Raw genomic sequence first — 13,209 nt, 5'->3', positions numbered from 1 at the left:
GCGTGGCGCTGACATCTCTCGGTCAGCCGTCGCGCCGCGACTCCGCCTCCGCGACGCGCTCGATCACCGTCAGGACGCTGTCGGGGTTGAGCGACATGGAGTCGATGCCCTGCTCGACGAGGAACTCGGCGAGGTCGGGGTGGTCGCTCGGACCCTGACCGCAGATGCCGACGTAGCGGTCCTTGGCGTGGGCGGCCTCGATCAGCATCGTGATCATCTTCTTCACCGCGGGGCTGCGCTCGTCGAACAGGTGCGTGAGCCGGTCGTCGTCGCGGCCGATCCCCAGGGTGAGCTGGGTGAGGTCGTTCGAGCCGATCGAGAAGCCGTCGAAGCGGTCGGCGAACTCGTCGGCCTGCAGGATGTTCGACGGGATCTCCGCCATGACGTACACCTGCAGGTCGTCGCGGCCCCGCTCGAGCCCGAACTCCGCCATCGTCTCCAGGACGCGGTCGGCCTCCTCCGGCGTGCGGCAGAACGGGACCATGACGATGACGTTGGAGAAGCCCATGGACGTGCGCACGCGGTCCAGGGCGCGGCATTCCAGCGCGAACGCCTCCTTGTAGTCGTCGCTGTAGTAGCGCGACGCCCCGCGCCACCCGAGCATCGGGTTCTCCTCCTCGGGCTCGAACTGCCTGCCGCCGAGGAGCCCCGCGTACTCGTTGGTCTTGAAGTCCGAGAGGCGCACGACCACCGGCTCGGGGTACTGCGACGCGGCGATCGTCGCGATCCCGCGGGCGAGGTGGTCGACGAAGTACTCGGCCTTGTCCGGCCAGCCCGCGGTCAGCTCCTCGATCTGCTGCCGCGCGTCGTCGTCCTCCACGTCGTCGAGGTGCAGCAGGGCCAGCGGGTGGGCCTGGATGACGTTGTTGACCAGGTACTCCATGCGCGCGAGCCCGATGCCGTGCGCCGGCAGGCGCCACCACTGCATCGCCGCCGCGGGGCTGCCGATGTTCATCATCACGCGCGTGCTCGTCCCGGGCACCGACTCGAGGTCCAGCTCGCGCTCGGAGAACGCGAGGATCCCGTCGTAGACGTGCCCCTCGTCGCCCTCGACGCACGACAGCGTGACCTCGCGGCCCGCGGCGAGCCGCTCGGTGGCGTCCTGGGTGCCGACGACGGCGGGCACCCCGAGCTCGCGGCTGACGATGGCGGCGTGCGAGGTGCGGCCACCGCGGTCGGTGACGATCCCGGCGGCGCGCCTCATGATCGGCACCCAGTCCGGGTCGGTCATCTCGGTGACCAGCACCTTGCCGTCCTCGAACGAGTCGACGTCGTCGGCCGACGCGATCACCTGGACCTCGCCCGCGGCGATCGCCTGGCCGATCGCGAGCCCGGAGACGAGCACCTCGCCGGTCTCGTCGAGGTGGAACGTCGAGAGCGTCCCGGCGCCGGCGCGCGACTGCACGGTCTCGGGGCGGGCCTGGACGACGAACAGCTCGCCGGTGCGCCCGTCCTCGGCCCACTCGACATCCATGGGTCGCCCGTAGTGCTGCTCGATCGTCACGCCCCAGCGGGCCAGCGTGAGCACCTCGTCGTCGTCGAGGACGAGCGCGCGGCGCTCCTCGTCGTCGGTGTCGACGTTGGTGGTCGGCTCGTCGCCCGAGTCCGTGTAGACGAGCTTGCGCTCCTTCGCCCCGACGGTCCGGGCCAGGATCGGCGTCAGCTCCTCCCGGTCGAGGAACGGCTTGTAGACCGTCCACTGGTCCGGGGTGACCTCGCCGCCGACGACGTTCTCGCCGAGGCCCCAGGCGCCGTTGATGATCGCGGTGTCGGGGAAGCCGGTGTCGGAGTCGATGGTGAACATGACGCCGGCGGACCCGAGGTCGGAGCGCACCATCTTCTGCACGCCGATCGAGAGCGCGACGTCGGTGTGCTCGAAGCCCTGCTCGACGCGGTAGCTGATGGCGCGGTCGGTGAACAGCGACGCGTAGCAGTCCTTGCAGGCCGCGAGCAGCGCGTCCGCCCCGGTGATGTTGAGGTAGGTGTCCTGCTGGCCGGCGAAGCTGGCGTCGGGCAGGTCCTCGGCGGTGGCGCTCGAGCGCACGGCCACGTCGACGTCGTCGGTCTCGTAGCGCTCGCCCAGCTCGGCGTACGCCGACCGGATCGCCTCGGCCGTGGCTTCGGGGAACTCGGCGGTGTCGAAGAGCCCGCGGATCGCCGCCCCCGCGTCCGCGAGCTCCCGCTTCCCGTCCGCGAGCTCACCGAGCACGGTCGCGATCTGCTCGTCGAGGCCGTTGACCTGGAGGAACGAGCGGTAGGCCGACGCCGTCGTCGCGAACCCGCCGGGCACCCGGATGCCCACCTCGGCGAGGTTGCCGATGAGCTCACCGAGCGAGGCGTTCTTGCCCCCGACCTCCTCGACGTCCCCGGATCCCACCGTCTCCAGCCACCGGACCTCGTCCGCCACCGTGTCCTCCTCCGTCGCGGTCGGTCGCGCCACCGTTCCCGTCACGGCGGCGCAGGACCGATCGGCGGGAGGACTCCCCCCTCGGGGCACCGAGGGAAACAACGGAGCGATTCAGGACGGCGCGCGGACCAGCCGGGCGAGCAGGCGTTCGATCTCCGCGTCCGGGTCCGAGGTCAGCCCCGTGTGCACCGGACCCGGTTGCAGGACGGTGCTGCGCGGGGCGATCAACCAGCGGAAGCGCTCCCCCGCCGACAGCACGCCGGCCGGACCCTCGCCGCGCACCGCGCCCTCCCAGGCGGCCACCGCGTCGCGCACCGCCTCGAGGTCGGCCGACGGGGCGAGGGCGCGCAGGCGGTCGGCGTCGAGGTGGGTCCGGACGGCGAGGTGCTCGCGGTGCCGGCAGTAGAGCAGCACGCCGACGTTGACCAGCTCGCCGCGCTCGATGTCGGGCACCACGCGCAGCAGGGCGTACTCGAAGGTGTCGCGCTCCGTCTCCCGGCTCATCGCGGCACCCACGCCTCACGGGCGGCGAGGCGGGCGAGCAGGTGCTCGACGTAGTCCTCGGGCGCCACGTCGTCCAGCCACTCCTCGGGGATGAGGGCGGCCGCGTCGGTGAGCATCGCCTCGTCGACGCGCCCCGACAGCTCGGCGTCGGCCTCGGCGCGGGCCGTCGCGGCCGGGGCGAGGACGTGGTCCGCCAGGTCGTAGGGGCGAGCGACGACCGACGCAGCCCGTGCCCAGGAGTGGTGGAAGTACAGGCAGGCCCCGTGGTCGATCAGCCACATCTCGCGGTGCCAGCGCAGCAGGTTGGGGTTGCGCCAGGAGCGGTCGACGTTCTCGACGAACGCGTCGAACCAGAGCACCCGCGACGCCTCGAGCGGGTCGACGCGGTGCGCGACCGGGTCGAACCCGAGGGCACCGGGGAGGAAGTCCATGCCGAGGTTGGGGCCGCCGCTGCGGGCGAGCAGCTCCTGGACCTCCCAGTCCGGCTCCGCGCGGGCGATCACGGGGTCGACGTCGAGGACGACGAGCTCCGGCACCCGCAGCCCGAGGCGCCGCGCGATCTCGCCGGCCACGACCTCGGCGACGAGCGCCTTCGGGCCCTGGCCCGCCCCGGTGAACTTCGCGACGTAGGTGCCGAGGTCGTCGGCCTCCACCAGCCCGGGCAGCGACCCGCCCTCGCGCAGCGGGGTCACGTACCGGGTGGCGGTGACCCGGCGCAGGTCGGACACGCGCTCATCCTCTATGGGCTGCGCCCACGTGAATGATCCGGGTCGTCCCGGCGACCCGGATCACTCACGAGGGCGGAGCCCATCAGGAGCCACCCCGATCCGACGCAGGAGGAACAGGCAGGCCACGGCGATGTCGTTCCACGCCGTCGCGACCTCGGCGCGCTCCCAGTCGATCTTCTCGCGCAGGGCGCGTGCGGTGGGGAGCACCTTGGCCAGGTCGCAGGCGTGCTCGTTGAGCGCCGCGAGCTTGCCGATGATCAGGTCGGTGGCACTGACGACGGGCATGGCCACCGAGAGCACCTCCTGCTCGGTCGCCCGCCCGAGCAGCTCCTGGTCGACGCTCTCGCCGGCGAGGCGGAAGAGGATGTCGACCAGGGCGCCGTCGCTGTGGACCTTGAACAGCCAGTCCTCGGGCGGATGGTGCACGTCGAGCCCGGCCTCGGCCAGCACCGTCGCCGCCTTCTCTGCCTCGGCCTCGACGACGACGAAGTCGACGTCCTTCTCCGGCTCCGGCCCGCCGAGGGCCCACCCCGCGTAGCCGCCCGCCAGCGCGAAGCCCACACCGCCGCCGCGCAGGGCGACCGCGACGCGCTTGAGCGCCTCGCGCCGCCCGGCACCGGCGGGTGGGTGCTCGGGCTCGTGGGGTGCGCTCACCCCGGTTTCGTTACCCGAGCTGATCGGCGACGAACCCGGGCGGGCACCCTGGGCCCGTGCGACTGGGGACCTGGAACGTGCTGCACGGCGCCGCCACGCCCACCGGGCCGGCCGACGTCGACGGCTACGCCGAGGCGGTGAAGGAACTCGACGTCGACGTGCTCGGGCTCCAGGAGGTCGACCGTGCCCAGCCGCGGTCGGGCGGCGCCGACCTCACCGCCGTGGCCGCGGAGGCGATGGGCGCCGTCGAGCACCGCTTCGCCTCCACCCTGCTGGGGGTGCCCGGCGACTGGGAGCCGTCGCCGGTCACCGATCCCGGCGAGACCCCGGCGTACGGGATCGCGCTGCTCTCGCGGCTGCCGGTGACCGAGTGGCGGGTCCTGCCCCTGCCGCGCCTGCCCCGACGGGTCCCGCTGCTCCTCGGTCACCCGCGGGAGCTCGTGTGGGTGCGCGACGAGCCGCGGACCGCGGTCGCCGCCCGCATCGAGGGGCCGCACGGCCCGGTCACCGTCGTGACCACGCACCTCACCTTCATCCCGGGCTGGAACCTCGTCCAGCTGCGGCACCTGGCCCGTGCCCTGCGCGGCGCCGGGCCGGTCGTGGTCACCGGGGACCTCAACCTCGGCCCCCGGCGCGCCCGCTTCTCCAGCGGGCTGCAGGGCCTGGTGACCGGGCGGACCTTCCCCGCCGACGCCCCCCGCCGCCAGATCGACCACCTGCTCGGCCGGGGCGTCGTCGCCTCCGCCCCGTCCGTCCACCACCCGCCGCTCTCCGATCACCGCGCCCTCTCGGCGACCGTGGTGCCCGCCGGCTGATCTCGCGAGTCCGGGAGCGAGGGTCGCCCTCGCTGCGTGGGAGGCACGCGGGGCGTCCCTCGCTGCACCCCTCGCCTGGTCAGGCGGGGTCGACCTGCTGCCAGAGGTCGGTGAACTCGATGGTGTCGAAGAAGGCGATCACCTCGGCCACCGCGCCGTCGGCCCCGAAGCGCAGGTACCAGGTGTAGGTGTTCCGGTAGGGCGCGCCGTCGCGCCGCGTGGCCTGCGCGTCGAACAGGACGATCGTCCAGTCGCCGTCGGCGAACAGGTGGCGCACGGACGGCACGAGGGGCTCGGACATGCGGGCGTTGAACGGCTCGATCACCGTCCCGATGAACTCGGCCTTGCTGCCGTAGGTCCGCGAGACCGGGCTGTTGCCCACGATCGTCCAGGTGGCGTCGTCGGCGAGGAGGTCGAACGGGCCTCCCGTCCCTGCCGCCCAGGCCTCGAACGCCGCCGCGACCCGGTCCTTGTTCGCCTGCTCACCCTCGTGATCACGGGACACGCGGCGAACGTACCCCGCCGCGAGGGGCGCCCGGCAGCCGTGCGGCCGGGCGCCCCTGGCGGGGCCGGGGAGCGGACGGTCTAGCTGCAGCCGCTGGTGGAGCCGCAGCCCTCGCAGACGTAGCAGGAGCCGGCGGGCCGCATCTTCGTGCCGCAGGTGAGGCAGAGCGGCGCGTCGGCCGCCTTGCCCTGCTGCAGCTCGAGCAGCTCGGTGGAGCTGCCGACGGAGACGTCGGCCCGGCGGCGGTCCGGGGCCTCGGGCTTCTCCGTCGAGATGTCCAGCGACGTGCGCAGCGACTCGACGTCCACCGGGTCCGCCGCCGGGGCCGCGGGGGCGCCGGTGCCGTAATCGGTGGCCGCGACCTGGGCCGAGCGCTCGTCCGCCGAGAAGATGCCCAGCTGGGCGCGCTTCTCGTAGGGCAGGTGGTCGAGCGCGACGCGGCGGAACAGGTAGTCGACGACGCTGGTGGCGATGCGGACGTCCGGGTCGTCGGTCATGCCCGCCGGCTCGAAGCGCATGTTGACGAACTTGGAGACGTAGGTCTCCAGCGGGACGCCGTACTGCAGCGCGATCGAGATGGCCATGGAGAACGCGTCCATGACGCCGGCCAGCGTCGAGCCCTGCTTGGACATCTTGACGAAGATCTCGCCGAGGCCGTCGTCGGGGTAGCTGCCGGCGGTCATGTATCCCTCGGCACCGGCGACGGTGAACGACACCGTCTGGCTCGGCCGCTTCTTGGGCAGCCGCCGGCGGACCGGCCGGTGGTCGGCGGCCGCCACCTCCTTGCCGGTGGTCGCCTCCGTGGTGCTGCCGCTCGTCTTGCCCGTCGACAGCGGCTGGCCGACCTTGCAGTTGTCGCGGTAGATCGCGAGCGCCTTGAGCCCCAGCTTCCAGGACTCGAAGTAGATCTCCTCGATGTCCGCCACCGTCGCCTGCTCGGGCATGTTGACGGTCTTGGAGATCGCGCCGGAGATGAACGGCTGGACCGCGGCCATCATCCGCACGTGGCCCATCGGGGCGATCGAGCGCGTGCCCATCGCGCAGTCGAACACCTCGTAGTGCTCGGGGCGCAGGCCCGGGGCGTCGATGACGTGGCCGTGCTCGGCGATGTACTCGACGATCGCCTCGCTCTGCTCGGGCTGGTAGCCCAGGAGGTCGAGCGCGCGCGGGATGGTCTGGTTGACGATCTGCATCGAGCCGCCGCCGACCAGCTTCTTGAACTTGACCAGCGAGAAGTCCGGCTCCACCCCGGTGGTGTCGCAGTCCATCATGAAGCCGATGGTGCCGGTGGGGGCGAGCACGCTGGCCTGGGCGTTGCGCCAGCCGTCGCGCGCCCCGACCTCGAGGCCGTGCTGCCACTCGCGGGTGGCCGCGTCGCGGACGCGGGCGTCCTCGCGGTGCACCGTGCGGATCGCGTCGTTGGCCGCGGCGTGCTTGCGCATGACCCGGCGGTGGGCGTCGGCGTTGCGGGCGTAGCCCTCGTAGGGGCCGACCGCGCCGGCGAGCTCGGCCGAGCGCCGGTAGGCGGCGCCGGTCATCAGCGAGGTGATCGACGCCGCGAGCGCGCGGCCGCCCTCGGAGTCGTAGGCCCGGCCGGTGGCCATCAGCAGCGCACCGAGGTTGGCGTAGCCGATGCCCAGCTGGCGGAACGCGCGCGTGGTGTCGCCGATCGCCTCCGTCGGGAAGTCGGCGAAGCAGATCGAGATGTCCATCGCCGTGATGACCAGCTCGACCGAGCGCACGAAGTCGTCCACGCGGAACGCGTTGTCGTCGCCGAGGAACTTCATGAGGTTCAGCGACGCGAGGTTGCAGCTGGAGTTGTCCAGGTGCAGGTACTCCGAGCACGGGTTGGACGCGGTGATGCGCCCCGACTCCGGCGAGGTGTGCCAGTCGTTGATCGTGTCGTCGTACTGCAGGCCCGGGTCGGCGCACTCCCACGCGGCCTCGGCCATGCTGCGGAACAGCTGCGTGGCGTCGACGGTGTCGATCACCTCGTTGGTCATCCGCGCCCGCAGGCCGAACTCCGAGCCGGACTGCACCGCGCGCATGAACTCGTCGGAGACGCGCACCGAGTTGTTCGCGTTCTGGTACTGCACCGAGGCGATGTCGGACCCGCCGAGGTCCATGTCGAACCCGGCGTCGCGCAGCACGCGGATCTTGCGCTCCTCGTCGCGCTTGGTGGCGACGAACTCGGCGACGTCGGGGTGGTCGACGTCGAGGACGACCATCTTCGCCGCGCGGCGGGTGGCGCCGCCGGACTTGATGGTGCCGGCGGACGCGTCGGCACCCCGCATGAACGAGACCGGGCCCGACGCGGTGCCGCCCGAGGAGAGCAGCTCCTTCGACGACCGGATGCGCGAGAGGTTCAGGCCGGCGCCGGAGCCGCCCTTGAAGATCAGCCCCTCCTCGCGGTACCAGTTGAGGATCGACTCCATGGTGTCGTCGACCGAGAGGATGAAGCAGGCGCTGACCTGCTGCGGCGAGCTGGTGCCGACGTTGAACCACACCGGCGAGTTGAAGCTGAAGTACTGGTGCAGCAGCATCCAGGTGAGCTCGTGGGAGAACACCTCGGCGTCGGCGGGGGTGGCGAAGTACCCGTGCCGCGTGCCGGCCTCGGTGTAGGTGCCCACCACGCGGTCGATGAGCTGGCGCAGGCTCGACTCGCGCGCCTCGGTGCCCAGCGCGCCGCGGAAGTACTTGCTGGTGACGATGTTGACCGCGTTGAGCGACCAGGACTGCGGGAACTCGACGCCGCGCTGCTCGAAGTTGACCGAGCCGTCGCGCCAGTTCGTCATCACCACGTCACGGCGTTCCCAGACCACGTCGTCGTAGGGGTGGACCCCCGCGGTGGTGTGGACACGCTCGATCGTCAGGCCGCGCCGGGGCGCAGCTGTGCCCGACTCCTCGGACGTGGTGCCGACGGTCTCGGTCATCGATGTCATCCCTCTGTTCGTTCCCCGACGTTCCGGCGGCGCTTCCCCACGCTCCGACCCGTCCCTGTTCTTGCGACCGCTAGTCCTCGGCCCGTGCTCCGGCCGGTGTCCCGGCTGTGTCCCCCGTCGTCCCCGCAGTGTCGCCCCGACCCCCGACACCGCCGGCCCGCGTGGCGCGCAGGTCCGCGATCTCGGCCTCGAAGTCGGCCGCCGACGAGAAGTTCCGGTAGACGCTGGCGAACCGCAGGTAGGCCACCTCGTCGAGCTCGCGCAACGGCCCCAGGATCGCCATGCCGACCTCCTGGCTGGGCACCTCCGCGGTACCCGACGCGCGGACCGACTCCTCGACCCGGTGCGCCAGCTGCGCGAGGGCGTCGGTGTCGACCGGGCGCCCCTGGCAGGCGCGGGCCACGCCGCGCACGACCTTGTCCCGGCTGAAGGGCTCGGTGACCCCGCTGCGCTTGACGACCGCGAGCACCGGCTCCTCGACGGTGGTGAAGCGCTTGCCGCACGACGAGCACGACCGGCGGCGCCGGATCGCCTGACCCTCGTCCGCCTCACGCGAGTCGACGACGCGGGAATCGGTGTTCCGGCAGAACGGACACCGCATGCCGACACCCCCCTCCCTCGTCGCGCGGCCACCGGCGGAGTTGTCCCCAACCCCCGCACCGGGACCCGGCCCCCACCCCGTCCCTGGGGACGGAGCTGGGGATCACCGGTCCCGATCCGTGGATCGAAGGCCCTCACCCGTGGATCGACCACCGTCGTGCGGTGGATGACCCTGTGGAGCGTCTGATCACCGTGTGCACAAGCTGTGGACTAACTACACCAGTGTAACCACTAGATGTTGGGGTGGGACGGTAGCGACGCGCGGACGCGCCACGCAACTCCCCGGCCCGCCCACGCGGGCCCGGGCGCCGAGCGGACGTCGGGCCCGGACGGGCGGGCGGAGGCGGGACGGCCGGTGCCCGAGTGGGTGATGACGGCGTGCGGCGCCCCCCGGACGTGTCCGGTCGCCGTGCGATCAGGCCGCGCTGACGGCCGTCGGAGACACCGACGACGACCGCGAGGACGGCCTGATCACGCGGACGTCCGCGCCCACCGGAGGGCGGCGTGGCACGCCGCCGCAGGTCGCCGGGCGCACGGAGCCCCGGCGGCGACCGGCCTCACCCCGCGGCCGCGGCGGCCGGCACGACGAGGGGGCGCCCGGGCGTGAGGGCGGAACCGTCGAGCTCGTTGAGCTCGCGGATCCGGCCGGCGACCGCGTCCGCGTCGGACCCGGGCGCGACGCGGCCCGCGACGTCGGACAGCGACTCGCCGGAGCCGACGACCGTGACCGTGGTGCCGGACGGGGCGGGAGCGGCGGCCCCGGCGAGCGGCACCACGAACCCGACGAGCACGCCGAGCAGCACCCCCAGCACGACACCGAGGACCGCGACGGCCACGATCCGTCGGCGCCGCAGCACCGCCGAGGCGACCAGGGCCTCGACCGGACGGGCGGCACGGGCGGGCGTGGCGCCGCCACCGGCGACCCGCGGGCGGGCGGGCGGCAGCACGGCCGGGCCGCGCCGACCGGCCGGGCGCACCGGGCCCCGGGCGTCCTCGGGGCGCGCCGGGCGCGTCCCCGCGGGCTGCGGGCGCGCCGCGGACCGGCCCATGGGCCCGGCGGGCCCCGCGGACCCCGTCCCCCGACCCGACACCTCGACGTCGCAACGGTCCCGCGCACCGGTGGTCCCCACGGACATGTCGACCTCCTCGCCTCGCACACGCGTTCGATCGAACGCGTGTGCGATGTCTAGCATCGACCCCCGACAACGTCGACGGATCGCCCGGCGTGTCGTTCGAACACGTGTTTGATCCCGTCGGTCCTCGGCGCTAACTTCGCAGCGCAACCCCGCCACGCGGGCGCGGCGTCCCTTCGACGCCGGACACGACATCGGAAAGGACACGGTCATGGCACGTACGCCCCAGGGCCCACGCGGGCCCGAGGAGTCGGGGGCCACGGCCGACGCCGTCGTCCCCGCGCGGGTGCACCCGTTCCCCGAGCCCGCCGACGCCGACGCGTCGCCCGGCCTGACGCCGCGGCAGCGCAAGGTCCTCGAGGTCATCCGCGACCACGTCGAGCGCCAGGGCTACCCGCCGAGCGTGCGCGAGATCGGCGACGCGGTCGGGCTGACGTCCACCTCGTCGGTCGCGCACCAGATGCGCACGCTGGAGAAGAAGGGCTACCTGCGTCGCGACCCCAACCGCCCGCGTGCGCTCGACGTGCGCCTGCCGGAGGAGCTCGAGGGCGCGGACACGGCCGACCACACCGAGGAGATCCGCGCGGACCGGCCCGCCCCGACGTTCGTGCCCGTCGTCGGCCGCATCGCCGCCGGTGGGCCGATCCTCGCCGAGCAGGCCGTCGAGGACGTGTTCCCCCTGCCACGCGAGCTGGTCGGCGAGGGGTCGCTGTTCCTCCTGCGCGTCGCCGGCGACTCGATGGTCGACGCCGCGATCACCGACGGCGACTGGGTGGTCGTCCGACAGCAGCCCGTCGCCGACAACGGCGAGATCGTGGCCGCGATGATCGACGGCGAGGCGACGGTCAAGACGTTCAAGCGCAGGGACGGCCGGGTCTGGCTGATGCCCCACAACGTGAACTTCGAGCCGATCCCGGGCGAGGACGCCACGGTGCTCGGCAAGGTCGTGGCGGTCCTGCGCCGCCTCTGACCGCCGCCCCTGACCGCCGCCTTTGAGCCGTGTCAGCCCGCGGCGCCCTCCTGCCAGGGCGCGGGCCGGCGGACCACCACGGCGAGCACGAGGACGATCGCCAGGAGGACCACCGGGGCCGGCAGGAGCGCCCAGGCGAGCCCGGCGTTCAGGACGAGGACGGCACCGATCAGTGCGCCGCCGAACATCATCGCGACCGAGAGCACCCGCCGGGTGACCACCGCTCGCCCCGAGGTGCGCACGTCCGCGGCGATCCCGGTGAGGGTCATCGTGAGCACCGTCGTCGTCAGGTCGGGGACACCGAGGCGGCGGACGGCGGAGTTCTGCAGCCCGAGGGCGATGGCGGCGAGCGCCGCGACCGCCGACGCGAGCCCGCTGGACGGCGTCCCGCTCACGCCGACGAGCAGGCCGACCGAGACGAGCAGGAGCACCGTCTCGATCAGCGCCGCGTCGCGCAGCAGATGACCCCGACGGTGCGCCCGGGACGTGGCGAGCGCACCGCCGGCCAGGGCCCCGACCAGGAACCCGCCGAGCGCGGCGAGCGACGCCGCCAAGGCGAAGCCGGGTGCCCCGGCCACCGCGAAGCCCAGGAAGACGATGTTGCCGGTCATGTTGGCGACGAAGACGCGGCCGAGACCGAGCACGCTCACGGCGTCGACGAGCCCGGTCGCCGCCGTCATGACGAGCAGCAGGGCGGGGAGTGGTCCGTGGGCCGGTCCGGAGACGAGCGATCCGGCGCGCGATGCGGGCATGACCGCCATCCTCGCCGGACGCCCGCCGCCACGAGCACCGCAGCGACGAGGAGCACCACGACGCACACGCCGATCCCCCCGAAGCGTTCGGCCGAGCCGCCGCGCGACGCCACCAGCCCGCTGAGGAGGACCACGGGCACGAGCAGCGCCGGCAGCGCCCCGCGGACGGCGGCGAGGACGGCGGGCTCGAGGACGACCGGGCTCGGTTCCGGGTGTCGCGACATGCCTGGAGCGTCGTCCCGCCGTCGATCCCGCACCATGCGCGATCCCGGAGGCCTGCCTACGTCGGGGACAGAGGCTGCTGCGCCGCCCGACGCAGGTGCTCGGCGAGCTCGTCGACGCCCGGGCCGGGGCGGGCGCCGCGCTGCAGGACGAGCGTCCGCCGGGCGAACGGCTCCGCGAGCTCGCACACCGCGAGCGCCCGCGCGGGGTCGACGACGTGGCGCGGGACGACGGCGAGCCCGACCCCGGCCTCGGCCAGGTCGACGACGGTCCCGAGGTCGACGGCCCGGCCGCGGTAGCGGGCGACCGGGGCGTGCTCGCCGAGGTTCGCCTCGAACGTGCGCGTGAGGGGCGCGTCCGGTTCGAGCCCGACGAGTGGGTGCTCGGCGACCTCCGGGAAGGTCATCGCGTCGCGGCCCGCCAGGACCCCGTCGGTCGGCCCCACGACCACCAGCGAGTCGTCGGCGAGCCTGTCCTCGGCGCGGGGAGGGGCGTCGCGCGCGTCGGCGATGACCACCCCCAGGTCGGCCTCCCCGTCGGCGAGAGCGCGGACCGAGTCGGCGCTGCGGCGCTCGCGGGTCACGACGTCGACGTCGGGGTGCGCGACGAGGAACGTGACGAGCGCCCGCGGCACGAGGCGGCGCATCGGGGAGCTGCCGGCCAGCAGGACCAGCGGCGTCCCGGCCGGCCGGCGGTACCCGGCGACCGCGCCCTCGAGCCGGACCAGGTCGTCGAGGACCTCACCGGCGTGGCGGGCGAGGGCGATGCCGGCCGGCGTGGGCCGGACCCCGCGGCGCCCGCGCTCGAGCAGGGCGACGCCGGCGTGGTGCTCCAGCGCCCGGATGCGCGCGCTGGCCGACGGGAGGCTCAGGTGCAGCCGCTCGCCGCCGGCGGTGATCGACCCCTCGGCGACCACGGCGCGGAACAACCGCAGGTCGAGGAGGTCGTACCGCACCCCGCGAGCCTACGGCTGCCGC

At 73.5% G+C, this 13,209-nt stretch carries 12 protein-coding genes; 2 read left to right on the top strand and 10 right to left on the bottom strand.

What is annotated here, in order from left to right; all coding sequences use genetic code 11:
* Positions 1-22: 22 nt before the first annotated feature.
* From ppsA to PH191_RS05420, 4 genes are all read right to left on the bottom strand, one after another.
* Complete coding sequence (gene ppsA / locus PH191_RS05435) at positions 23-2,407, bottom strand: phosphoenolpyruvate synthase (RefSeq protein ID WP_274193564.1); 2,385 nt, start codon at positions 2,405-2,407, stop codon at positions 23-25.
* Positions 2,408-2,518: 111 nt separating this feature from the next.
* Entirely contained in the window at positions 2,519-2,911 is a 393-nt protein-coding gene (locus PH191_RS05430) for a DUF3037 domain-containing protein (protein ID WP_274193563.1), read from the bottom strand.
* Positions 2,908-3,639, bottom strand: coding sequence for a HipA family kinase (locus PH191_RS05425; protein WP_274193562.1), 732 nt, complete (start codon positions 3,637-3,639; stop codon positions 2,908-2,910). Before PH191_RS05425 ends, PH191_RS05430 begins: the two co-directional genes overlap by 4 nt.
* A 60-nt stretch (positions 3,640-3,699) precedes the next feature.
* Positions 3,700-4,293: a nucleotidyltransferase gene (locus PH191_RS05420; protein ID WP_274193561.1), complete on the bottom strand. Its 594-nt coding sequence runs from the start codon at positions 4,291-4,293 to the stop codon at positions 3,700-3,702.
* 56 nt (positions 4,294-4,349) lie between these two features.
* On the opposite strand from PH191_RS05420, the gene PH191_RS05415 reads away from it, so the two are divergent.
* Positions 4,350-5,108, top strand: coding sequence for an endonuclease/exonuclease/phosphatase family protein (locus tag PH191_RS05415; protein WP_274193560.1), 759 nt, complete (start codon positions 4,350-4,352; stop codon positions 5,106-5,108).
* Between the two features lie 79 nt (positions 5,109-5,187).
* Here the strand turns inward: PH191_RS05415 and PH191_RS05410 are convergent, their stop codons facing one another.
* The 4 genes from PH191_RS05410 to PH191_RS05395 all read right to left on the bottom strand — a co-directional run bounded on the left by PH191_RS05410 (position 5,188) and on the right by PH191_RS05395 (position 10,291).
* Positions 5,188-5,613, bottom strand: coding sequence for a nuclear transport factor 2 family protein (locus PH191_RS05410; protein ID WP_274193559.1), 426 nt, complete (start codon positions 5,611-5,613; stop codon positions 5,188-5,190).
* An 80-nt stretch (positions 5,614-5,693) separates the two neighbouring features.
* Positions 5,694-8,546 carry a vitamin B12-dependent ribonucleotide reductase gene (locus tag PH191_RS05405; RefSeq protein ID WP_274193558.1) on the bottom strand — a complete coding sequence of 951 codons (2,853 nt, stop codon included), beginning with the start codon at positions 8,544-8,546 and terminating at the stop codon, positions 5,694-5,696.
* A 79-nt stretch (positions 8,547-8,625) separates the two neighbouring features.
* The gene (nrdR, locus tag PH191_RS05400) at positions 8,626-9,156 is read right to left on the bottom strand and encodes a transcriptional regulator NrdR (RefSeq protein ID WP_274193557.1); all 531 of its coding nucleotides are present in this window, start codon (positions 9,154-9,156) and stop codon (positions 8,626-8,628) included.
* A 556-nt stretch (positions 9,157-9,712) separates the two neighbouring features.
* A complete protein-coding gene (locus tag PH191_RS05395; protein WP_274193556.1) occupies positions 9,713-10,291 on the bottom strand; it encodes a LysM peptidoglycan-binding domain-containing protein in 579 nt (192 codons plus the stop codon).
* Positions 10,292-10,499: 208 nt separating this feature from the next.
* On the opposite strand from PH191_RS05395, the gene lexA reads away from it, so the two are divergent.
* Positions 10,500-11,258 carry a transcriptional repressor LexA gene (gene lexA / locus PH191_RS05390; RefSeq protein ID WP_274193555.1) on the top strand — a complete coding sequence of 253 codons (759 nt, stop codon included), beginning with the start codon at positions 10,500-10,502 and terminating at the stop codon, positions 11,256-11,258.
* Between the two features lie 32 nt (positions 11,259-11,290).
* On the opposite strand, the gene PH191_RS05385 is transcribed toward lexA, so the two are convergent.
* Both PH191_RS05385 and PH191_RS05380 read right to left on the bottom strand, forming a co-directional pair.
* Positions 11,291-12,010, bottom strand: a complete 720-nt coding sequence (locus PH191_RS05385) for a YoaK family protein (RefSeq protein WP_274193554.1) — start codon at positions 12,008-12,010, stop codon at positions 11,291-11,293.
* Positions 12,011-12,290: 280 nt separating this feature from the next.
* Complete coding sequence (locus PH191_RS05380; protein WP_274193553.1) at positions 12,291-13,187, bottom strand: LysR family transcriptional regulator; 897 nt, start codon at positions 13,185-13,187, stop codon at positions 12,291-12,293.
* Positions 13,188-13,209 lie beyond the last annotated feature (22 nt).

Source organism: Actinomycetospora callitridis (assembly GCF_028737265.1).
In the GTDB taxonomy this organism is placed as follows: domain Bacteria; phylum Actinomycetota; class Actinomycetes; order Mycobacteriales; family Pseudonocardiaceae; genus Actinomycetospora; species Actinomycetospora callitridis.
This window is presented reverse-complemented; position numbering and strand designations above follow the sequence as displayed.

Coding starts and splice junctions, on each gene's coding strand:
- PH191_RS05430 (WP_274193563.1), bottom strand. CDS start 2,911: ATGAGCCGGGAGACGGAGCGCGACACCTTCGAGTACGCCCTGCTGCGC.
- PH191_RS05405 (WP_274193558.1), bottom strand. CDS start 8,546: ATGACCGAGACCGTCGGCACCACGTCCGAGGAGTCGGGCACAGCTGCG.
- nrdR (WP_274193557.1), bottom strand. CDS start 9,156: ATGCGGTGTCCGTTCTGCCGGAACACCGATTCCCGCGTCGTCGACTCG.
- PH191_RS05395 (WP_274193556.1), bottom strand. CDS start 10,291: ATGTCCGTGGGGACCACCGGTGCGCGGGACCGTTGCGACGTCGAGGTG.
- lexA (WP_274193555.1), top strand. CDS start 10,500: ATGGCACGTACGCCCCAGGGCCCACGCGGGCCCGAGGAGTCGGGGGCC.
- PH191_RS05385 (WP_274193554.1), bottom strand. CDS start 12,010: ATGCCCGCATCGCGCGCCGGATCGCTCGTCTCCGGACCGGCCCACGGA.